15 protein-coding genes are annotated in these 20,331 nt (G+C 75.6%); 6 read left to right on the forward strand and 9 right to left on the reverse strand.

All coding sequences use genetic code 11. The annotated features are described in order from the left end of the window. Window positions 1-124: 124 nt before the first annotated feature. The 5 genes from ACZ501_RS03900 to ACZ501_RS03920 all read left to right on the forward strand — a co-directional run bounded on the left by ACZ501_RS03900 (window position 125) and on the right by ACZ501_RS03920 (window position 8,295). Window positions 125-1,399, forward strand: coding sequence for a hypothetical protein (locus tag ACZ501_RS03900; RefSeq protein WP_361606987.1), 1,275 nt, complete (start codon window positions 125-127; stop codon window positions 1,397-1,399). Next, window positions 1,396-4,266 carry a serine/threonine-protein kinase gene (locus tag ACZ501_RS03905; protein ID WP_468792277.1) on the forward strand — a complete coding sequence of 957 codons (2,871 nt, stop codon included), beginning with the start codon at window positions 1,396-1,398 and terminating at the stop codon, window positions 4,264-4,266. Before ACZ501_RS03900 ends, ACZ501_RS03905 begins: the two co-directional genes overlap by 4 nt. A 2-nt stretch (window positions 4,267-4,268) precedes the next feature. Beyond that, window positions 4,269-5,816 (forward strand): PP2C family protein-serine/threonine phosphatase, encoded by a 1,548-nt coding sequence (locus tag ACZ501_RS03910; protein ID WP_468792280.1) that lies wholly within the window; start codon window positions 4,269-4,271, stop codon window positions 5,814-5,816. 78 nt (window positions 5,817-5,894) lie between these two features. Then, window positions 5,895-7,220 carry a vWA domain-containing protein gene (locus tag ACZ501_RS03915; RefSeq protein WP_362457387.1) on the forward strand — a complete coding sequence of 442 codons (1,326 nt, stop codon included), beginning with the start codon at window positions 5,895-5,897 and terminating at the stop codon, window positions 7,218-7,220. 16 nt (window positions 7,221-7,236) lie between these two features. After that, entirely contained in the window at window positions 7,237-8,295 is a 1,059-nt protein-coding gene (locus ACZ501_RS03920) for an FHA domain-containing protein (RefSeq protein WP_468792283.1), read from the forward strand. Here the strand turns inward: ACZ501_RS03920 and ACZ501_RS03925 are convergent. Next, window positions 8,292-9,290: a methyltransferase domain-containing protein gene (locus ACZ501_RS03925; RefSeq protein ID WP_468792286.1), complete on the reverse strand. Its 999-nt coding sequence runs from the start codon at window positions 9,288-9,290 to the stop codon at window positions 8,292-8,294. The genes ACZ501_RS03920 and ACZ501_RS03925 overlap by 4 nt on opposite strands. A 106-nt stretch (window positions 9,291-9,396) precedes the next feature. Between ACZ501_RS03925 and ACZ501_RS03930 the strand changes: the two genes are divergently transcribed. Beyond that, entirely contained in the window at window positions 9,397-9,801 is a 405-nt protein-coding gene (locus ACZ501_RS03930; protein ID WP_468792289.1) for a globin, read from the forward strand. Here the strand turns inward: ACZ501_RS03930 and ACZ501_RS03935 are convergent, their stop codons facing one another. The 8 genes from ACZ501_RS03935 to ACZ501_RS03970 all read right to left on the reverse strand — a co-directional run bounded on the left by ACZ501_RS03935 (window position 9,802) and on the right by ACZ501_RS03970 (window position 20,055). Continuing rightward, entirely contained in the window at window positions 9,802-10,521 is a 720-nt protein-coding gene (locus tag ACZ501_RS03935) for a DUF8010 domain-containing protein (RefSeq protein WP_361600207.1), read from the reverse strand. Further along, window positions 10,518-10,997 carry an acyl-CoA thioesterase gene (locus tag ACZ501_RS03940; RefSeq protein ID WP_468792292.1) on the reverse strand — a complete coding sequence of 160 codons (480 nt, stop codon included), beginning with the start codon at window positions 10,995-10,997 and terminating at the stop codon, window positions 10,518-10,520. Before ACZ501_RS03940 ends, ACZ501_RS03935 begins: the two co-directional genes overlap by 4 nt. Before the next feature lie 9 nt (window positions 10,998-11,006). Further along, window positions 11,007-12,671: an energy-dependent translational throttle protein EttA gene (gene ettA / locus ACZ501_RS03945; RefSeq protein WP_361600213.1), complete on the reverse strand. Its 1,665-nt coding sequence runs from the start codon at window positions 12,669-12,671 to the stop codon at window positions 11,007-11,009. A 180-nt stretch (window positions 12,672-12,851) separates the two neighbouring features. Continuing rightward, the gene (locus ACZ501_RS03950) at window positions 12,852-14,438 is read right to left on the reverse strand and encodes a phosphatase PAP2 family protein (RefSeq protein WP_468792295.1); all 1,587 of its coding nucleotides are present in this window, start codon (window positions 14,436-14,438) and stop codon (window positions 12,852-12,854) included. 32 nt (window positions 14,439-14,470) lie between these two features. Continuing rightward, window positions 14,471-15,718 (reverse strand): TQXA domain-containing protein, encoded by a 1,248-nt coding sequence (locus tag ACZ501_RS03955; protein WP_468792297.1) that lies wholly within the window; start codon window positions 15,716-15,718, stop codon window positions 14,471-14,473. Between the two features lie 242 nt (window positions 15,719-15,960). Beyond that, window positions 15,961-16,368 (reverse strand): single-stranded DNA-binding protein, encoded by a 408-nt coding sequence (locus tag ACZ501_RS03960; RefSeq protein ID WP_361600222.1) that lies wholly within the window; start codon window positions 16,366-16,368, stop codon window positions 15,961-15,963. Between the two features lie 98 nt (window positions 16,369-16,466). Beyond that, window positions 16,467-18,437 carry a YfjP family GTPase gene (locus ACZ501_RS03965; protein WP_468792300.1) on the reverse strand — a complete coding sequence of 657 codons (1,971 nt, stop codon included), beginning with the start codon at window positions 18,435-18,437 and terminating at the stop codon, window positions 16,467-16,469. Between the two features lie 4 nt (window positions 18,438-18,441). Beyond that, the gene (locus tag ACZ501_RS03970; RefSeq protein ID WP_362457408.1) at window positions 18,442-20,055 is read right to left on the reverse strand and encodes a dynamin family protein; all 1,614 of its coding nucleotides are present in this window, start codon (window positions 20,053-20,055) and stop codon (window positions 18,442-18,444) included. Window positions 20,056-20,331: the final 276 nt, after the last annotated feature.

Here is a 20,331-nt window from a genome sequence, read left to right on the forward strand (position 1 = left end):
GCGGTACGTGAGCGAGCCCCATACGAGCGGGTCCCGTACGGGCGGCCTCCCGGCGGGCGGCCTCCCGGCGGGGGGACCTCCTGCGGGCGGGCCCGGTGCGGGCCGGCCGGGGGCGGGACCGGTGATGGACCGGGACGACGTCGACCGCGCACTGGCGCGCCTGGGCGCGGAGCACGAGGCTGTCGAGACCTCCCTGCTCGCTCTCCAGGACCACGCGGGGCGGCGGCTGCTGGAGGGTGCCGCGCTGAGCGGGGTCACCAAGGAGCGGTGGGCCGCCGCCGACGCGGCGGTGACCCGGCTGTGGACGTACTTCGACGCCTACAGCGGGGCGCTGGCCGCCGCCCGGGAGATCCGCGAGCGGCGCCGCTGGCCCAGCCGTGAGGACCTGGCGGAGCTGACGGAGCGGCTGCGCGGACCGGGGGTGACGATCGCCGGGGCAGGGGCCCAGGGCGTGGGACTGGCCGAGCGCTTCTCGCTGGCCGAGCTGGTGGCCCGGATGAACGAGCTGTACGCGTCGTCCCTGGACGTGGTGGTCGCCGCCGACGCGGTCTGGTCGGCGCTGCCGGCGCGGATCGACCTGCTCGCGGCCGAGCTGCACCGGACGCGCTCGCTGGCGCACTCGGTGGGGGTGCGGCCGGGTGAGCACCCCTCGGGGGACGACCTGGAGGAGATCACCGCCGAGCTGGCGCAGCTGCGGGAGGCGGTGATCGCGGACCCGCTGGCCTTCTGGCTGCCGGCGTCGGGGAGTTCCGCGCCGGGCGGGGGCCGTCCGGACACCGCCCGCTACGACCGGGCGGCGCGCGCGCTGGACGACGTACGGCGCGAGGTGGAGGCGGTCCTGACCGTGCGGCAGGACGCGGAGCAGCGGCTGATCGCGGTGCGGGACCTGCTGTCGCGGGCCGACCGGACGCTGGCGGAGGCGCGGACGGCGCGCGTGGAGGTGCTGGCGAAGATCGCGGCGTCGGAGGTTCCGGCGGTGAGCGGTCCGCCGACGGCCCTCCAGGAGCAGTTGGCGGCGGCGGCCGAGTACCGGCGGCGCTCCCAGTGGCACCGGCTGTCCCCGCTGCTGGACGCGCTGGAGGACCGGGCCGAGGAGGAACTCCGGCGGGCCCGTGAATCGTTGACCGCGGTGACGGCGCCGCTGGCGGTCCGGGCCGAGCTGCGCGGGCGGCTCGACGCGTACAAGGCCAAGGTGGCCCGGCAGGGTCTGGCGGAGGACCCGCTGCTGATCGAGCGGTACGACGCGGCCCGGCGGATGCTGTGGAGCGCGCCCTGCGACCTGCGGGCGGCGGAGCAGGCGGTCTGGCGCTACCAGCAGGCGGCGGCGCAGGCGGCGGCGCCGCAGGAGCACCGGCCCGGGACGGACCGGCCCGTGGGGCCGGGGGAGGAGGACGCATGAGCCTGATCGGAACGCCGTGCCTTCGCCCCGGCTGCCCGGGGGCGTACGAGGACATGGGCGGCGGCGAGGTGTACTGCGACACCTGCGGGCTCGCTCCGGTGGGTGCGGTCGCGGCGGGCGCCGGGGAGCTGGTGTCGCCGCCGACGGGGATGACGAGCGCCGCCCGGCAGGGCGACTCGCGGGGGTCGGCGGGTTCGCGCGGCTCCGGCCGCTCCTCCGCGTCGGCCCGTTCGTCGAGGTCCTCGCGCTCCTCGTCCTCGCGCCGCTCGGTGTCGGGGCGGTTGTCGCGGTCGCTCCCGGGCTCGGCGTCCACCCGGTCGGTGTCGGTGCGCAGTTCGGGTTCCGCGGCGTCCTCCTCGGGGCGCAGCCGGTTGGGCGCGGGGCTGGTCAGCGTCCCGGAGGTGCCGCGTCCGGATCCTTCGGCGGCGGTGCTGGAGCGTCCGGAGGTGCCGGAGCGCAAGCGGTTCTGCTCGCGCTCGGACTGCGGCGCTCCGGTGGGCCGGGCGCGGGGGGAGCGGCCGGGCCGTACGGAGGGGTTCTGCACCAAGTGCGGACACCCGTACTCGTTCGTGCCCAAGCTGCGGGCCGGCGACGTGGTGCACGGCCAGTACGAGGTGGCGGGCTGTCTGGCGCACGGCGGGCTCGGCTGGGTCTACCTGGCGGTGGACCGGGCGGTGTCGGACCGGTGGGTGGTGCTCAAGGGCCTGCTCGACACCGGGGACCAGGACGCGATGGAGGCGGCGATCTCCGAGCGGCGCTTCCTCGCGGAGATCGAGCACTCCAACATCGTGCGGATCTACAACTTCGTGGAACACCTGGACCAGCGGACGGGTTCGCTGGACGGCTACATCGTCATGGAGTACGTGGGCGGCAAGTCGCTGAAGGAGATCGCCAACGAGCGGCGCCGCCCGGACGGGCGGCGTGATCCGCTGCCGGTGGAGCAGGCGTGCGCGTACGGGATCGAGGCCCTGGAGGCCCTCGGGCACCTGCACAACCGCAACCTCCTGTACTGCGACTTCAAGGTCGACAACGCGATCCAGCAGCAGGACCAGCTGAAACTGATCGACATGGGTGCGGTCCGCCGGATGGACGACGAGGAGTCGGCCATCTACGGGACAGTGGGCTACCAGGCGCCGGAGGTGGCGGAGCTGGGGCCCTCGGTGGCCTCGGACCTGTACACGGTGGCGCGCACGCTGGCGGTGCTGACCTTCGACTTCCAGGGCTACACGAACGTGTTCGTGGACTCGCTGCCGGATCCGGAGCACATCGAGGTGTTCCAGCGGTACGAGTCCTTCTACCGGCTGCTGGTCCGGGCGACCGATCCGGATCCGGGGCGGCGGTTCGCGTCCGCGCAGGAGATGGCCGACCAGCTGACGGGTGTGCTGCGGGAGGTGGTCGCGCTGCAGACGGGCCGGCCGCGGCCGCAGCTGTCGACGCTGTTCGGGCCGGAGCTGCGGGTCCCGGACACGCAGCTGTACGAGGACGCGCCGGGGGCCGAGGTGTCCCGGCTGGGCGTGCGGTCCGTGGCCTCCCGGCGGGGCGGGCTCTTCAGCCGGATCACGGGCGCGGGGTCCGCGGAGCCGGCGGGGTCCCCCGAGGGCCCGGGGCAGCTCCTCGGGCAGGTCCCGGGGCAGGCTGCGGGCTTGCCGCAGGGCCCGGCGCACGCGCTGGTCTCCGCGCCGGAGCAGGCCGGACCGGCCGGCGCCGCTTCCGCGCCCGCGCCGTCCGTTCCGTCCGTTCCGCCCGCTCCGTCCGCTCCGCCCGCTTCGCCCGCCGGAGCCGCCTTCGCGGGGAGCGGCGGGGCGGCGGGGCCCGCGCTCGGCACCACCGCCACCCACGTCGCCGGGGCCGCCCTGCCCGGGCCCCGGCAGGCGCCCGCGGCCGCCGCGCCCGCGCCCGCCCGCGGCCCGGGCGCCCGTGCGCCGCTGCCCGCCGCGGCCGGGCTCGCGGTGCTCGACGCCCGCGACACGGCACTCGCCCTGCCGGTGCCCCTGGTGGACCCGGCCGACCCCAACGCCGGCTTCCTGGCGGGCCTGCTCGCCTCCGCCCCCGCCGACCTGCTCGGCGCGCTGGGCTCGGCCCCCGCCGACTCCGCCGAGCTGCGGCTGCGGGAACTGCGCGCCCGGCTGGAGCTGGGCGAACTGGCCGTGGCGGGGCAGGCCCTGGCCGCCCTCGAAGCCCGGCATCCGGACGACTGGCGGGTGGTGTGGGCCCGCGGGATCGCCTCCCTGGCCACCGGGGACGACGAGATAGCGGCCCTGTCCTTCGACGCCGTCTACGACGCCTTCCCGGGCGAGCCCGCGCCGAAGCTGGCGCTCGGGCTGTGCGCGGAGGTCCTGGGGCAGCTGGACAACGCCGCCGAGTACTACCGGCTCGTCTGGATCACCGACCCGGGGTTCGTCAGCGCCGCCTTCGGGCTGGCCCGGGTCCAGTTGGCGGCCGGGGACCGTGAGGCGGCGGTGCGCACCCTGGAATCCGTACCGGAGGCCTCGATCCACTACACCGCCGCACGGGTGGCGGCCGTACGGGCACGCCTGCGCGACCGTTCCCCGCAGGAGGAGCTGCTGCCCGACCTGGTGGCGGCGTCCGGCCAGGTGGAGGCGCTGCGGCGGTTCGGGCTGGACCCGGAGCGGCAGGAGCGGCTGGCGACGGAGGTTCTGGGCGCCGCCCTGGACTGGGTACTGTCGGGCAGCCGGGGTGCCGACCCCGGCCGGACCTCGCTGCTCGGCAGTCAACTGGACGAGCGGGGGCTGCGCTTCGGCCTGGAACGCTCCTACCGCGTCCTCGCCCGGCTGGCGCAGCGGGGCGAGGAGCGGATCGAACTGGTGGAACGGGCAAACCGTTTCCGTCCCCGGACGTGGGTGTGAGTATGTCGATGCATCGGCTGTCGGGCTGCCCCGGCTGCGCGGAGCCCCTGGAAGAGGGTGACCGTTTCTGCGGGGTGTGCGGATACGCCCTCTCCGCCGCGCCCCCTCCCGCGGATCCCACCCCGACCCTCCCGGTCACCCCCACCCCGGGTGCGGCGGGCCGGGCCGTCCCCGAGCCGCCGCCCCCGGCCGCGCCCGCCGTCCCCGAGCCCGCCGCCGTCCCGGCGGGGGCCGCGTACTCCGCCCCGGTACCCGGCGGGACCGCGGCCGGGTACGGGGTGCCCGCGCCCGGGTGGGAGGGCGAAGCCGGGCCGCGGGCTGCGTGGGGTTCCGCGGTCGGCGGCTCCGAGGACCCGTACCACCCCGCCCCGCAGGACCCCCCGCGCGGGGCCCCGTACGGCGGCGCCCCCCAGGGCGGCCCGGCGGGCCCGCACGCGGGCACCGGCGGCGTCCGCCACGACCCGCCCGCCGGCGGGCCCGGAGCCCCGTACGGCGCCGCCGCCCAGGCCGGCCCGCACGCGCACGAGGACCGGCAGGACGGCACCCCGCAGGGCGACCCGCACGAAGCCCCGCACGGCGCCCCGCAGGGCGACGCGCCCGAGGCCCCGTACGGCGCCCCGCAGGGGGAGGGCAGGACCTGCGTCGCCTGCCGCGCCGGCCAGGTGGACACCGACGGGTACTGCGAGCACTGCGGGCACGCGCAGCCCCGCGAGCGGGACCACGTCGAGGAGGAGCTCTGCAGCGTCGCCGCCGTCAGCGACCGCGGCCTGCGCCACCACCGCAACGAGGACTCCTTCGCGGTGTCGGCCACCGCCCTGCCCGACGGCTCCGCCGCCACCGTCGCCATCGTCTGCGACGGCGTCTCCTCCGCCAGCCGCCCCGACGAGGCGTCGGCGGCCGCCGCCGGCGCCGCCAACGAGGCGCTGCTCGAAGCCCTTCCGCGCGGCGCCCACCCCTCGGAGGCCATGCGCGAGGCGATCCTCGCGGCGGCCGCCGCGGTGAGCGCCCTCGCCCCGCAGCCCCCCGGCGCGCAGAACGCCCCGGCCTGCACCCTGGTCGGAGCCGTCGTCAGCGGCGGCGTCCTCACCATCGGCTGGGTCGGCGACAGCCGCGCCTACTGGGTGCCGGACGACCGCGCCGCCCTCCCCCGCCGCCTCACCGAGGACGACTCCTGGGCCGCCCAGATGGTCGCGGCGGGCCTGATGGGCGAGGCCGAGGCCTACGCCGACGTCCGGGCCCACGCCATCACCGGCTGGCTCGGGGCGGACGCGTACGACCTCGATCCGCACACCGCCAGCTTCAGACCGGACCACCCCGGCGTGCTCGTCGTGTGCACCGACGGCCTGTGGAACTACGCCGAGTCCGCGCGGGAGATGGCCCAGGTGCTGCCCGTGGACGCGGCCGCCCGCCCGCTGCACAGCGCGCAGGTACTGGTCGGGCACGCCCTGGACGGGGGCGGCCACGACAACGTCACCGTCGCCGTCGTGCCCTTCGGCGACCCGGCGGAGGCAGCGCACCCGGCCCCCGCGGAAGCGCACCCAGCCCCCTGAGCGGACCCGAAGCGGAACCACAGGTCCGGCCCCGGACCTGACGCCCTGCCCAGCCAGCCCGGAGGAGGAGTCCAACCGATGGCGAACTTCGCCAAGCCGAGCGCCCCCCGCTTCAGCGTGGAGGTGTACCAGAACGAGTTCCTGCCCGCCGGCGGCCGCGACGTGCACGCCATCGTGACGGTCACCTCCACCGGCGGGGCGGCGGCCACCGCCGCGCGCCCGCTCGGCCGGGAAGCGGCCGTCGTGATCATGGTCGACTGCTCCGGTTCCATGGAGTACCCGCCGGACAAGATGCGCGGCGCCCGCGAGGCCACCGCCGCCGCGATCGACACCCTGCGCGACGGCACCGTCTTCGCCGTGATCGCCGGAACGCACGAGGCCAGGGAGGTCTACCCCGGCCAGGGCGGCCTCGCCACCGCGGGCCCGGCCACCCGCGCCCAGGCCAAGGAGGCGCTGCGCGGCCTGCGCTCCGGCGGCGGCACGGCCATCGGGACCTGGCTGCGACTCGCCGACGGCCTGCTGCGCCGGTCCTCCGCCACGATCCGGCACGGCATCCTGCTCACCGACGGCCGCAACGAGCACGAGGACCCGGCCGTGCTGCGCGCCACCCTCGACGCCTGCTCCGGCCGCTTCACCTGTGACGCGCGCGGGGTGGGCACCGACTGGGAGGTGAAGGAGGTGACCGGCATCGCGAGCGCGCTGCTCGGCTCCGCCGACATCGTCGCCGACCCGGCCCACCTCGCCGAGGACTTCACGCGCATGATGGAGAACGTCATGGGCAAGGAGGTCGCGGACGTCGCGCTGCGCCTGTGGACGCCGGTCGGCGCGGAGATCCGGTACGTCAAGCAGGTCTCCCCCGCCGTCCAGGACCTGACCGGGCGCCGCACCGAGGCGGGCCCGCGCGCCGGGGACTACCCGACCGGCTCGTGGGGCGACGAGTCCCGCGAGTACCACGTGTGCGTGCGGGTGCCGGAAGGCACCGTGGGGCAGGAGATGCTGGCCGCCCGGGCCTCGCTCGTCCTGCCCGGCCCGGACGGCGAGCCGCGGCCCCCGCTGGCGCAGGGGCTGGTGCGGGCGGTGTGGACGGACGACCTGGCCGCCTCGACGGCCATCAGCCGGCAGGTGGCGCACTACACGGGCCAGGCGGAGCTGGCGGAGGCTATCCAGCAGGGGCTGGAAGCCCGCAAGATGGGCGATGTCGACGGCGCGACGGCGAAACTGGGCCGTGCCGTCCAACTGGCGAGCGCCTCCGGGAACGCCGACACTGCGAAACTGCTCGCGAAGGTGGTGGATGTGGTGGACGCGGCGGCGGGTACTGTGCGGCTGAAGGCGAAGGTCGCCGATGCCGACGAGATGACCCTTGAAACGCGTTCGACGCAGACCGTCCGAGTGAAGAAGACCTGAGAAGAAGCCTGACGCGATGACGCAGGGAGAAGGGGGAGCCGCCGCGATGCCGACCTGCCCGAACGGCCACCAGTCCGCCTCCGACGACTGGTGCGAGGTCTGCGGCCACCGGATGGCCGCCCCCGCGGGCGCCCCCGCGTCGCCCTCCTACGGCTATCCTCCCGCCGGCGGAGAGCCGACCGCCCAGGCCGAGCTGTGTCCGCAGTGCCGGACCCCGCGCGAGGCGATGGCGCCGTTCTGCGAGGAGTGCCGGTACAACTTCCTGACCCGTACGGCGACCCCGTACGCCCCGCCGGTCCCCGAGGCCGCTCCGGGCGCGGTCCAGGCGGCCGGCCCCGGCACGGGCGCGGGCGCGGTCCCGCCGCCGCCCCCGCCGCCGCCGCTCCCGCCCCAGCCGGTCTTCTCCCAGGACCACTTCGAGTACCAGGGCTCCCGCCCCTCGCGCGTCAACCGCCCGGCGGAGCCGCTCCAGGGCGAGGACGACTGGCTGTTGCAGCCGCCCGCGCAGGAGCAGCCCGTACGGCAGGAGCCGGCGCAGCAGGAGTACCGGGAACAGGCCGCCCAGCAGGAGTACCGGCAGCCGGGCTACGAGCGGCAGCCCCCGCCGCAGCCCGAGTACCAGCAGCCGCAGCCGCCGCAGGCCGAGTCCTCCCCGGCGCCGCACGGCAGCGCCTCGTGGACGGCGACGATCGGCCCCGACCGCTCGTACTTCCTGGCGATGATGCAGCGCAGCGGCCCCGAGGCCGCCGGGCTGAACCTGCCCGCGTACTCCCCGGAGCAGCACCTCCCGCTCTCCGGCGGCCAGATCACCATCGGCCGCCGCCGCGCCTCCACGGGCGAGTCCCCGGACATCGACCTCGCGGTGCCGCCGGAGGACCCGGGCGTCTCCCACCAGCACGCGGTGCTCGTCCAGCAGCCCGACCTGAGCTGGGCGGTGGTCGACCAGAACTCCACCAACGGCACCACCATCAACGGCGGCGAGGAGCCCATCCAGCCGTACGTCCCGGTCCCCCTCGCCGACGGCGACCGCGTCCACGTGGGCGCCTGGACCACCATCACCGTCCGCCGCGGCTAGTCGCCCCCGGTTTCCTCCCCCAGGGGCCACACGTAGGGCCCCTGGGGATCGTCGAGCCAGGCCCACTGGCCCTGCGGGGTGACCGTGACGCCGAACCGCTCGCGCGCCGGCCGGCCCTCGCGGCGCCAGAGGTCCAGCGCCTCGCGGGGGTGCAGCACGCCGGCGGTCAGGATCAGCAGGAACTGGAAGCGCTCGTTCTCCACCAGCTCGTACGGGAGCCCGTGCACCGGCCCGGTCGCCCCGGGCGGCTCCGGCGCGGCGGTGGCCCCGCGCAGCGGGACGAAGTAGGCGGACGTGTGCAGGAAGCGGCCCTCCGCGAAACCGGCGTCGCGGACGGTGAGCGCGATCAGCCCGGTCGACAGCGGGGCCAGGATCCGCGCCCCCGGCCGGCACTGGCCGAGCCAGGCGGGCGGGATCAGCGGCAGGGTGCAGGTGACCAGGATCCGGTCGAAGGGCGCCCGGGCCGGGCAGCCGCGCGCGCCGTCCCCGGTGACCACGGCCGGGTGGTAGCCGAGCAGCGCCAGATGGGACCGCGCCGACTCGGTGATCTCCTCGTCGAGGTCCACCGTGGTGACGAGGGCGTCGCCGAGCCGGTGGCAGAGCAGGGCGGCGTTGTACCCGGTGCCGGCACCGACCTCCAGCACGTTGTGCCCGTCCCGCACCTCCAGGGCGTCCAGCATCTTGGCCATCAGGGAGGGCTGGCTGCTGGAGGAGACCAGCTCGCCGTCGCGCAGCCTGGTCGCGAGCGGGGCGTCGGTGTACACCCCGCGCAGCCAGCGGGCCCGGTGCTCGGGGTCCGGGTCCTCGGCCCACAGCCGCTCGTGTCCGGCTCCACGGCCGGTCCAGAAGTACGGGACGAACAGGTGCCGGGGCACGGCGGCGAAGGCCGCCCGCCAGGCCGGGTCCTCGAGCACGCCGGCGGCGGTGAGTTCCCGTACCTGGGCGGCGTGCGCGGTCTCGCGCAGGTCCTTCTCCCCGCCCTTCGCCGTGCCCATGTCTCCACTGTGCGGCGGGCGGGCCCCGGGGGCGACCTCTCGGCCGGGGGCGGGGGGTGGTCCTAGGACCGGGGTCCTCCGTCCGGGCGTCTGAGACGATGGTCGGGTGAATGACGATCCGCAGAGCACGGTCCAGGAGACGACCTTCTACGAGCAGGTGGGCGGCGAGGAGACCTTCCGCCGCCTGGTCCACCGCTTCTACCAGGGTGTCGCGGGGGACCCGCTGCTGCGCCCGATGTACCCGGAGGAGGACCTCGGGCCCGCCGAGGAGCGGTTCACGCTGTTCCTGATGCAGTACTGGGGCGGCCCGACGACGTACAGCCGGGACCGGGGACACCCGCGGCTGCGGATGCGGCACGCACCCTTCCAGGTGGACGCGGCCGCGCACGACGCGTGGCTGGGCCACATGCGCGTGGCGGTGGACGAGCTGGGCCTGGCGCCCGAGCACGAGGCCCAGCTGTGGAGGTACCTGACCTACGCGGCCGCCTCGATGATCAACACCGCCGGATAGCTACAGCGGGCGGACCTGGAGGGCGCCCAGCCCTCCGCTGCCGCCGGGGCGCCGGGTGGCGACGGACCCGTACGGGGTGCTCAGCCGCAGCCACCCGCCGGAGGCGAACAGGGCCACCGGGGCGGGGCCGCCCGCCGCGGGGGCGCCGGCCGGGACGGTGGCGCGTACCGGCCGCAGGAAGCCGAGGGACTGCGCGGCGTGCACGGCGCGCAGCGGGAGTTCGGTGTCGGCGAGGGTCCGCGACCAGATCTCGCGGCCGATGCGGTCCCGCTCGGAGCGGGTCCGGTGCTGCGGGGGCAGCGCCTCGTCACGGGCCCGGAACTCGGCGACGGCGGCGGCCACGGCCGCCCGTACCGTCTCGGGGCCGGGCAGTCCGGGAACGGGCCGCCAGCCGCCGCGGGGCGGCAGGACGCCCGCCCAGGGCGGCCCGGTGACGGGCCCGGGCACGACGACGCCGGCGCCGCTCTCGTCGACGGCCTCCAGCAGCTCGCCCGCCGAGACGGTGACGTCCAGCGGGGTCGCCGGGGGCTCGGCGAGGCGCGCCGTACGGATGGCCAGGACCTCGAAGGACGGCGGCCGCCCGAAGACGGCGAGCGCGCCGCCGCCGGCCGCGGCCTGCAGGCGGACCGCGGCGGCGCGGTCGTAGTGCACCAGCCGGCCCAGGAAGGCGGCGAGGTCCGCCGCCTCCCCGGAGTCGGCGAGGCGCAGCTGTCCGCTCATGCCGCGATGCGCCCTTCGGCGGCCCCGGACGCGCGGCCGGGCGCCTTGTCGGGCGTGTCGAGGTACTTCTCCAGGAAGTGCCGCTCCTCGGCCGTGATGCGGCGGGGCCGCCCCTCGGCGAGGTTGTAGGGCACGACGACCGTCTCGGCGCGGACGTAGACGGTCTCCGGGGTGTCCTCGGTCGCCTCGTCCTTGACCTCGTAGCGGATGGTCAGGGAAGCGGCGCCGATCCGGGTGACCCAGGACTCGATGAGCACCGGCTCGTGCCGGTGCACCAGGGGGAGCTTGTAGTCGATCTCGTGGCGGGCCACGACGGAGCCGCCGGTGAAGGACTCGCTGCCCTCCCCCGGCGCCAGGCGGAACATGAAGTCGATGCGCGCCTCCTCCAGGTAGCGGAGGAAGACGACGTTGTTGACGTGCCCGAAGGCGTCCATGTCCGCCCAGCGGAGGGGGCACCGGTAGTGGTGTCTGGCCATGGTCCCGGCCTAACCCCGCGTGAGCTTCTTGTAGGTGGCGCGGTGCGGACGCGTGGCGTCCGGGCCGAGCCGCTCGACCTTGTTCTTCTCGTAGGACTCGAAGTTGCCCTCGAACCAGAACCACTTCGAGTCGCCCTCGTACGCCAGGATGTGCGTGGCGACGCGGTCGAGGAACCAGCGGTCGTGGGAGACGACCACGGCCGCACCGGGGAACTCCAGCAGCGCGTTCTCGAGGGAGCCCAGGGTCTCGACGTCGAGGTCGTTGGTGGGCTCGTCGAGGAGGAGCAGGTTGCCGCCCTGCTTGAGGGTGAGCGCGAGGTTCAGGCGGTTGCGCTCACCGCCGGAGAGGACGCCGGCCGGCTTCTGCTGGTCCGGGCCCTTGAAGCCGAAGGCGCTGACGTAGGCGCGGGACGGCATCTCGACCTGGCCGACGTTGATGTAGTCCAGCTCGTCCGACACGACCGCCCAGAGGCTCTTCTTGGGGTCGATGTTGGCGCGGCCCTGGTCCACGTACGAGATCTTGACGGTCTCGCCGACCTTGATCTCGCCGGAGTCCGGGGTCTCGAGGCCCTGGATCATCTTGAAGAGCGTGGTCTTGCCGGCGCCGTTCGGGCCGATGATGCCGACGATGCCGTTGCGCGGCAGCGTGAAGGACAGGTCGTCGATGAGGACCTTGTCGCCGAACGCCTTCGAGAGGTTGTTGACCTCGACCACGATCGAGCCCAGGCGCGGGCCCGGCGGGATCTGGATCTCCTCGAAGTCGAGCTTGCGCATCTTGTCGGCCTCGGCCGCCATCTCCTCGTAGCGGGCGAGGCGGGCCTTGGACTTGGCCTGGCGGCCCTTGGCGTTGGAGCGGACCCACTCCAGCTCTTCCTTGAGGCGCTTGGCGCGCTTCTCGTCCTTCTTGCCCTCGACCTTGAGGCGCTCGGCCTTCTTCTCCAGGTAGGTGGAGTAGTTGCCCTCGTAGGGGTGGGCGCGGCCGCGGTCGAGCTCGAGGATCCACTCGGCGACGTTGTCGAGGAAGTAGCGGTCGTGGGTGACGGCCACGACGGCGCCCTTGTACTGGGCCAGGTGCTGCTCCAGCCAGTTCACGGACTCGGCGTCGAGGTGGTTGGTGGGCTCGTCGAGGAGCAGCAGGTCGGGGGCCTCCAGCAGGAGCTTGCAGAGGGCCACGCGGCGCTTCTCACCACCGGAGAGGTTGGTGACGGGCCAGTCGCCGGGCGGGCAGCCCAGGGCGTCCATGGCCTGCTCCAGCTGGGCGTCGAGGTCCCACGCGTTGGCGTGGTCCAGGTCGTCCTGGAGCTTGCCCATCTCCTCCATCAGCTCGTCGGTGTAGTTTGTCGCCATCTCCTCGGCGATCGCGTTGAACCGGTTGAGCTTCTGCTTGATCGGGCCGACGCCGTCCTCGACGTTCTCCAGGACGGTCTTGGACTCGTCGAGCTTGGGCTCCTGCATGAGGATGCCCACGGAGTAGCCCGGCGACAGGAAGGCGTCGCCGTTGGACGGCTGCTCGATGCCCGCCATGATCTTCAGAACGGTGGACTTGCCGGCGCCGTTGGGGCCGACCACACCGATCTTCGCGCCGGGCAGGAAGTTCAGGAAGACGTCGTCAAGGATGACCTTGTCGCCGTGTGCCTTGCGCGTCTTGCGCATGGTGTAGATGAACTCAGCCAAGAGAAACCGTCCGGCAGATCGATGGTGGGCAGATACACCCCATACTGCCGTACGTCCATCCCCCGGGGGAAACGCGTTCGGCCGCCCCCGTGCCCCGCGGCGGCCGGGGCGCGGGTGGATGACCCTGTGTACCCGGGGCGTGACGGGTACGGGGCCCGTCCCCCGGGACGGACGCGCCGTTCAGCGGGGGCGGTAGACGACCAGGGCGTCGGTGAGGGAGTCGAGGGTGAGTGCGGAGGGGGCCTGGGCGTACTCCCCGTCGTAGGCGAACGGGGTGCCCGCCGGGATGTCCGTGATGCGCAGGCTGCGCAGGCGGGTGGCCGCGTGGACGGGGGACCGGGTGAGGGGCCCGGTGAAGGCGGCGGCGAGCAGGCGCGGGCCGGGGCGGCCGCCGCCGTGGACGACGCGCAGGTCGAGCAGGCCCTCGCCGAGGCCGGCGCGGCGTCGCGGGGTGGGGCCGGAGCCCTGGTAGGTGCCGTTGCCGGCGAAGAGCAGCCACGCGCTGCGGGGCCGGCCGGCGAGGGTCAGGCGGACGGGTCGCTCGGCGCGCAGCACCCGCCAGGCGGCCAGCACCGCGGCCGGACCGCCGCCGATCCGCGGCGCCCACCGCAGCCGGTGCCGCAGCAGCTCGGGGTAGGCCCCGATGCTGAAGTTGTTCAGGAAGTAACCCGACTCCCCGCCGGTGCGGACCGGTGGGCGCGCCCCTTCCGGCGCCGCGGGGCCGGGGGCGCCGGCGTCGGCACGGGCCTCCGGCGGGAGGTCGGCCGGGGGGTCGGCGGGGACGTCGACGGGGGCCGGGGTGAAGCGGCCCACCGAGACGCGGACCGCGTGGCCGGCGGTCACGGCGCGGCAGGTGTCCTCCGGGCCGGCGAGGCCGAGGTCCAGGGCGAAGTGGTTCAGCGTGCCGCCGGGGAACACCGCCAGGGGCAGCCCGGCCCGCAGGGCGGCGGTCGCGGCGGCGTTGACCGTGCCGTCGCCCCCGCACACCCCGAGCACGGTGGCCCGGGCGGCGGCGTCCGCCAGGGCGTCCTCCAGCCCGCTGCCGGCGCACTCCACGATCTCCGCCGCCGGCAGCCGCTCGCGCAGGAGCCCGAGCACCTCGGCCTGGGGCGTCCCCGACGCGGTGTTCGCCACGACCGTCAGCCCGGCCCCGTCCGGCAGTGCGGGAGCCCCGGTCTCCGGGCGCTCGTGGCCCGGTACGGCCCGTGCCTGCTCGGCACGGCGCGCGAGACCGCGTACGACGAACCCCGCCGCCACCCCGAGTGCCGCGCCCGCCACGACGTCGGACGGGTAGTGCACACCGGTGTACACCCGCGAGAACGCCACCGACGCGGCCACCGGCGCCACCGCCGCCCCCCACGCCGGGGCCTCCAGCGCGAGCCCGGCGGTGAACGCGGCCGCCGAGGCGGAGTGCCCGGACGGGAAGGAGGTGGTCCACGGCTGCACGGCCGGCCGCCGCACCAGGGGCACGCCCTCCAGCAGCGGCCGGGGCCGGCGCACCGACCACTTGCCGACGGTGTTGATGGTGGCGGAGGCGAGCGCCAGCGAGGCGGCCGCGGTCAGCGCCCCCTTGCGGGCCCGCTGGGATCCCAGGACGGTGATCGCCGCGGCGGTCCCGCCCCAGAGCACGCCGTGGTTCGCGGCCCGCCCGAGGGCGGGCAGCACCCGTTCGGCGCCGGGCCAGTGCCGCTGTGCCACCGCGTCGAACAGCCGCCGGTCCCATGCCGCGAGCGTGCCCCGCCAGGTCGTGAGTTTCTGATCAGCCACGCTCCCCGCTTACCCGGGGCAGCCGGACGGAATCACCCCTCGCCGTCCTCTCCCTCCAGCGGCCGCTTGCGCAACAGCAGGACCACCATGCCGCCGAGCACCACCAGCCCCACCGCGAGGGAGGCGATCACCGGGGTGGCCGCGGAACTGCCGCTCGTCGCCAGCCGCTCCTCCTCGTCCGGGGAGTCAGGCCCGGCCGTGACGGACTCGGCGGCGGTCGCCGCCTCCGCCGCACCGGCCAGCTGGCCCACAGCCCCCGCCGGGACCGCCGGCGGGGACGGCCAGACGGCCGTGGCGGTGGCGGCCGCCGCGGACTCGCTGGAGCCGGCCACGATCTGCGCCTCGGCCGGGATCCCGCTGGTGAAGACGCGCCCGACGGGCACCTTCGTGGAGCCGTGCACGGTGACCGAGGCCGTCCCGTCCGGGGTGCCGGGGGGCACCTCGAAGTACAGCCGGCTGCCGTTCGCGGCGGAGGTGACCGGCTGCCCCTCGGCGTCGACCACCCGCACCCCCATGGCGGTGGCGGCCGCGTCGGGGGTGACGCTCACGCTCTGCGCCCCCGTCCGGACGGTGAGCGGGCCCAGCCGGGTGCCGACGGGCCCCGTCAGCGGCCCGGACACCCGCCCGGGGTCCAGGCCGAGCGAGGCCGGCGGCTCCGGCAGCCGGCCCGCCTCCCGCTGGAGGTAGTCGGCCAGCAGTTCGGCCGCGGGGTCGGCCGCCTCCACCTGCGCCCCGTCGGCCAGCCGCCAGATCGCCACCTGGGTCCCGGCCGCCGCGCTCTCCGCGGTCAGCGCCCCGGCCCCGGCCGCCTTCGCCAGCCCGGCCAGGTCGTTGTGCTGCGGATAGGAGTGCTCCAGCACCCAGCGGATCCGGCCCGCCTCGGCGTTGCCGGCGAGGAGGCTGCCGCCCCACCCGCTCTCCGTGTACCGGGCCTGGGGCTGCGCGTAGCCCGCGACGCCGACCCCGTACGTCTGGAGCATGCCGCCGCCGTCGACCCGCATCTCGTACAGCCCGGCGGGGATCTGCCGGACCGAGCCGTCCCCGGCGCGCAGGACCGCCTGCCCGTAGGTCTTGAGGCCGTCCAGCACGGCGCTCGCGCCCCCGGCCGCCCGGCCCGTGGCGGCCGGGCCGGAGTCGGCCGCCGCCCGGGCCCCTGGCGCGGCGGTGAGGGCGGCGGCCAGCAGGGCGGCGGCCAGGGGCCGGCGTACGGAGCCGCGTCCGGCGCCCGCGGCGCCTGCCGCGCCGGCGCCGGCTCTCGCCCCGGGGCCGGCAGCGGCCACGGGTCCGGCCCCGGGATCGGCCCCGGGCTCTGGTTCGGGTGGAAGCGGAACCTGCGGCCGGGCCGGGCCGGCGACAGGTGGGGAGGTGGACACGGAGGCCGGGCCGCCCGCGGACGCGGTGGACTCCGCGCGGGACTCGGAGGTTGCGGAGGACGCGGGAACAGCAATCGACACAGTTCTCCCCTTCGGGCCGGAGACCAAGGTGCCCGTGAGTACCGGGGAATCCTAGCCGCCTCGAACACTCAGACCACCGCCGCCTTCTGAGGCCCCATCAGTGCGGTCTCAGTCTTGACGACCCTGCGGAAGGCCGCCGTTCCGCGGTTGAGGTCGTGTCCGACGGCGATCGCGTCGATGTCGGCCGAGAACCACCGGACGCCCTCGCCGTCGGGCGGATCCTCCCGGACCCGCAGACGCCCGTGCACCACCAGTGGTTCCCCCACCGAGACGGAACTGGCCAGGTTGAGCGCCAGGACGCGGCGCGCCCACACGGTGTAGAAGCTGGTGGGGGCATCCGTCCAGGTCTGCGTGCGCCGGTCGTAGTACCGGGGGGTCACCGCGAAGCGGAACCTCGCGGACGGCCCGGTCACCGTCTCCTTGAAGTCGATCTGCGTGGCCACGTGCCCCACCAGCGTCACCAGGGTGTCGTTCATCCCTGCCGCCCTCCCCGCGCTCCGTACCCGTGCGGACCGTCCGCACGAGGTACGACCATGCTGGCCGCGCGCCCCGGTCCCCCGCCCGGGCCTGTGGACTACTGGCGGGTTGTGGACAACTTCGTCCCCCCTGCGGCGACGGTCGCGTACTGCTCGCGCACCTCCCGGTAGCGCAGCAGCTCCGCCGCCACCGGCTCCAGCACCCGGGCCCGGCCGCAGCCGGCCGCGGCCTGCCGCAACCGGCGTTCGGCGTCCTGGCCGTACCTGCGCGCCGGTCCGCGCGCCGTGATCGAGCACGCCCACTCCACCAGCGGCCCGCCGACGATCCCCGCCGCCATGAACAGCACCGGCGGCAGCAGCTTCGGCTCCAGGACCCCGACGATCTGCCCCACCAGCCACAGCCCACCGAAGATCTGCACCAGCGTCATGGCCGCCTGCGCCAGCACCGCGACCGGCCACCAGGCGGGCCGCGGCGGCTTGCCCCCGGGCACCGCGACGGCCGCGCCCAGCGTCACCGCCAGCTCGTCCAGCGCCTCCGGCAGCCGCTCGGCGCCGCGCACCGCGGTCTCCCGTACGGCCTGCGCCCAGGGGTCGGGCAGTCCGGTGACGGCCGCGTCCGCGACCGTCCGTACGGCCTGTTCCACCCGCTGGCGGGCGGTCACCTCCTCCTCGGCGGGCGCGGCGGGCGCCCCCGGGGTGCGGTTCTTCGCCGACAGGACGGCCAGGCCCGCGAGCGAGCGCGGGGTACGCCGGCTCTCGTACCAGCGCCACAGCCGCAGCCAGGGCGTCCCGCAGGCCTTGCCGGCGTTGCGCCGCCAGGCCCGTTCGGCGGCGAGGCCGGCCGCGTACGCCCCGACCGCCTCGGCGAGCCGGTCCTCGAACTCGGCGCGCGCCGCCTCGCCGATCTCGGGCCCGGAGGGCCCGCTGTGCCCGTCGGCGACGTACAGCGGGCGCAGGCGGGTCGCGGCCCGGTCGACGTCGGCGGAGATCCGCCGGGTCGCGGCGCCCTTCTCCTGGGTGAACTGTCCGAGGAGTTCGCGCAGTTCCCCCACCCCCTCACCCGTCAGGGCGGACAGCCCGAGCACGGTGGCCCCGGGGTCGCCGTGCTCGCCGAGCGCGATCCCGTCCTCGTCCAGCAGCCGCCGCAGGTCGTCCAGTACGAGGTCGGCGGCTTCGCCGGGCAGCCGGTCCACCTGGTTCAGCACGACGAAGGTCACCTCGGCGTGCCCGGCCAGCGGCCGCAGGTAGCGCTCGTGCAGGACGGCGTCCGCGTACTTCTCCGGATCCACCACCCACACCACGGCGTCGACCAGCGCCAGCACCCGGTCGACGTGCTCCCGGTGCGCGCCGACCGCCGAGTCCAGGTCGGGCAGGTCGACGAGGACCATGCCGCGCAGCGCCCCGGCCTCCGGGGTCTCGCGGGGCCGGCGGCGCAGCCGTCCGGGGATCTCCAGCCGGTCGAGCAGGCCGGCGGCCCCGTCGGACCAGCTGCAGGCGATGGGGGCGGCGGTGGTGGGGCGGCGCAGCCCGGTTTCGGAGATCTGCACTCCGGCGAGTGCGTTGAAGAGGGTGGACTTGCCGCTTCCGGTGGCTCCGGCGATGGCGACGACGGTGTGCTGGGGGGAGAGTCCCCGGCGCGCGGCGGCCTCGTCCAGTACCCGGCCGGCCTCTGCGAGGGTCTTGCCGTCGAGCCGGGTGCGGGACAGGCCGACCAGCTGGCGCAGCGCGTCGAGGCGCGTCCGCAGGGCCCGGGCCTCGGGGCTGAGCGGGGGCGCGGGGGCCTTGCCGCCATCGCTCCCGGCGCCGGAGACGGCCCGGACGAGTGCCTCGTCGCCCTCGCCGTCCTCGCCGTCCTGGCTCCCGCCGCCGTCACCGCCGTCGCCACCGTCCTCCTCGTAGCCGTTGGCGAGGAGGGCGGCGTCGAGCAGGGCATCGTCGAGGAGGGCGTCGCCGGTGCGCGCACCGGCGCCGCGCGCGCCGCCCTTGCGGCCGTCGCGGTGGCGCGAGCGTGCGATGAACCCGTCGTCCCATCGGTCGCCGGCGTGGTCGCGGTCGGTCACAGCGGTCACCGCGTCACCTCTCCTTCTGCAGTACGGACAGCGCGGCGATCAGCTCGGCCTGGGGTTCGGGGGTGACTTCGAGTGCCTGGAGCGGGGCGAGCCTGCGGTCCCGTTCGCCGCGCAGGACCTGGTCGAGGTGGTCGCTCACCAGCTCTCCGCCGCGGTCGCGCAGGCGTACGGCGGCCTGTACGCCGATCCGCTCGGCGAGCTTCTCGCCCGCCGGCCGGGCCCGTTTGCCGCCGAGGAGGGCGGCGACGAGGAGGGCGGCGACGCCGTCGGGGTCGGGCGCGGGCTGCTTGCCGAGCTGGGCGACCTCTTCCTCGGCGAGCTCCTCCAGCACGCGCCGCCAGCGGCGTACGGCCATGCTGATACGTTCCGCCGCCTCCCGGTCCGGCGCGGGCAGCGGTACCGCCCCGGAGGCCGGCTCGCGGCGCCAGACCTGGGCGATCCGCTCGTCGGCGGCGGCGACGGCGCACTGGAGCAGCGCGGCGAGGGATTCCGCGAGGGAGTCGAGGAGTTCGTCGGCGGTGGTGTCGAGGGGGTAGCCCCGCCACCGGGTGAGGGCGTCGCCCGCGAGGACGGCGCCCTTGTCGAGGCGGTTGCGGACCCGCTTGCCCTCCTGCCGGTACGCGTCCTCGACTGCGGAGGTCAGCCGGACGGCGGCGGCGTGCTGGGCGGCGACGGCGGAGGCCAGCTCCGGCATGCGGCGCTTGAGGGAGTCGAGCGCGCCGAGGGCGGTCCGGCCGACGGCGTACTGGCGGGCGGCCGGGTCCTGCACGTGGTGGGTGAGCCAGGCGAGCAGCGGCGCGACGGCGCTGGCGGGCAGCAGTCCCCCGCCGCCGGCCGACTCGGGCAGCTCGGGCACCGTGAACCGGGGCACGTCGCCCAGCCCGGCCCGGGTGAGCAGCGCCCCGTACTGCCGCGAGACCTCGGCGAGGACCTGGTGCGGGACCCGGTCGAGGACGGTGATCAGGGTGGCGTTGTACTGCTTGGCGGTGCGCAGCAGGTGCCAGGGGACGGCGTCGGCGTACCGCGAGGCGGTGGTGACCATGACCCAGACGTCGGCGGCGCAGATCAGCTGGGCCGCGAGGGTGCGGTTCTCGACGACGAGGGAGTCGATGTCGGGCGGGTCGAGGAGGGCGAGGCCGCGCGGGAGGGTGGCGACGGTCTCGATCCGCAGCTCGCGGGTGGCGGGGTGGTGGCCGGGGCCGCCCGGGGACCTCGTCCTGGAGGCGGGGAGCAGTTCCTCCTCGGGCTGGGGCGCCCAGACGCGCATGAGGTCGGGGAGGATCCGCATCCCGGCGAACCAGTGGTGGTCGTCCGGGTGGCAGACGAGCACCGGCGTGCGGGTCGTGGGGCGCAGCACTCCGGCCTCGCTGACCTGCCGGCCGACGAGGGAGTTGACGAGGGTGGACTTGCCGGCCCCCGTGGATCCCCCGATGACGGCGAGCAGCGGCGCCTCGGGCGCCTTCAGGCGGGGTACGAGGTAGTCGTCGAGCTGCGCGAGCAGCTCGGCTCTGGTCTGCCGGGCGCGTGGGGCGCCGGGCAGGGGCAGCGGCAGACGCACGGACGCGACCCGGTCGCGCAGGGCGGACAGGGCATCGAGCAGCTGAGGCCGAACATCCAAGGTCACCACATGCGAAGAATGCCCAATTTGGGACCATTTTTGAAGCTTATACGCCCTCTGCGCGCCGAGCGCGACTCCAGTGGGACATCATGGACACGGCGGACGAGTGGGACGCAGGCATAACGACTGCACAACACCCAGGCCGACGCGGCGCAAAAGCGGTGCGAGAATCGCACCTGCCTGCGATTATCGGGACCGCTTCACCGAACCTCCACAACGTGGCACGCGAGTGAAGCAACCGGGACAAGGCAACCGGAGCCCTATCCTTGACCCGGC

It is taken from the genome of Streptomyces sp. NPDC034085, from assembly GCF_055575555.1.

Excerpts from the sequence above, each read along its gene's own strand:
- ACZ501_RS03900 (WP_361606987.1), top strand. The coding sequence starts at position 125 with ATGGACCGGGACGACGTCGACCGCGCACTGGCGCGCCTGGGCGCGGAG.
- ACZ501_RS03905 (WP_468792277.1), top strand. The coding sequence starts at position 1,396 with ATGAGCCTGATCGGAACGCCGTGCCTTCGCCCCGGCTGCCCGGGGGCG.
- ACZ501_RS03910 (WP_468792280.1), top strand. The coding sequence starts at position 4,269 with ATGTCGATGCATCGGCTGTCGGGCTGCCCCGGCTGCGCGGAGCCCCTG.
- ACZ501_RS03915 (WP_362457387.1), top strand. The coding sequence starts at position 5,895 with ATGGCGAACTTCGCCAAGCCGAGCGCCCCCCGCTTCAGCGTGGAGGTG.
- ACZ501_RS03920 (WP_468792283.1), top strand. The coding sequence starts at position 7,237 with ATGACGCAGGGAGAAGGGGGAGCCGCCGCGATGCCGACCTGCCCGAAC.
- ACZ501_RS03925 (WP_468792286.1), bottom strand. The coding sequence starts at position 9,290 with ATGGGCACGGCGAAGGGCGGGGAGAAGGACCTGCGCGAGACCGCGCAC.
- ACZ501_RS03935 (WP_361600207.1), bottom strand. The coding sequence starts at position 10,521 with ATGAGCGGACAGCTGCGCCTCGCCGACTCCGGGGAGGCGGCGGACCTC.
- ACZ501_RS03940 (WP_468792292.1), bottom strand. The coding sequence starts at position 10,997 with ATGGCCAGACACCACTACCGGTGCCCCCTCCGCTGGGCGGACATGGAC.
- ACZ501_RS03960 (WP_361600222.1), bottom strand. The coding sequence starts at position 16,368 with ATGAACGACACCCTGGTGACGCTGGTGGGGCACGTGGCCACGCAGATC.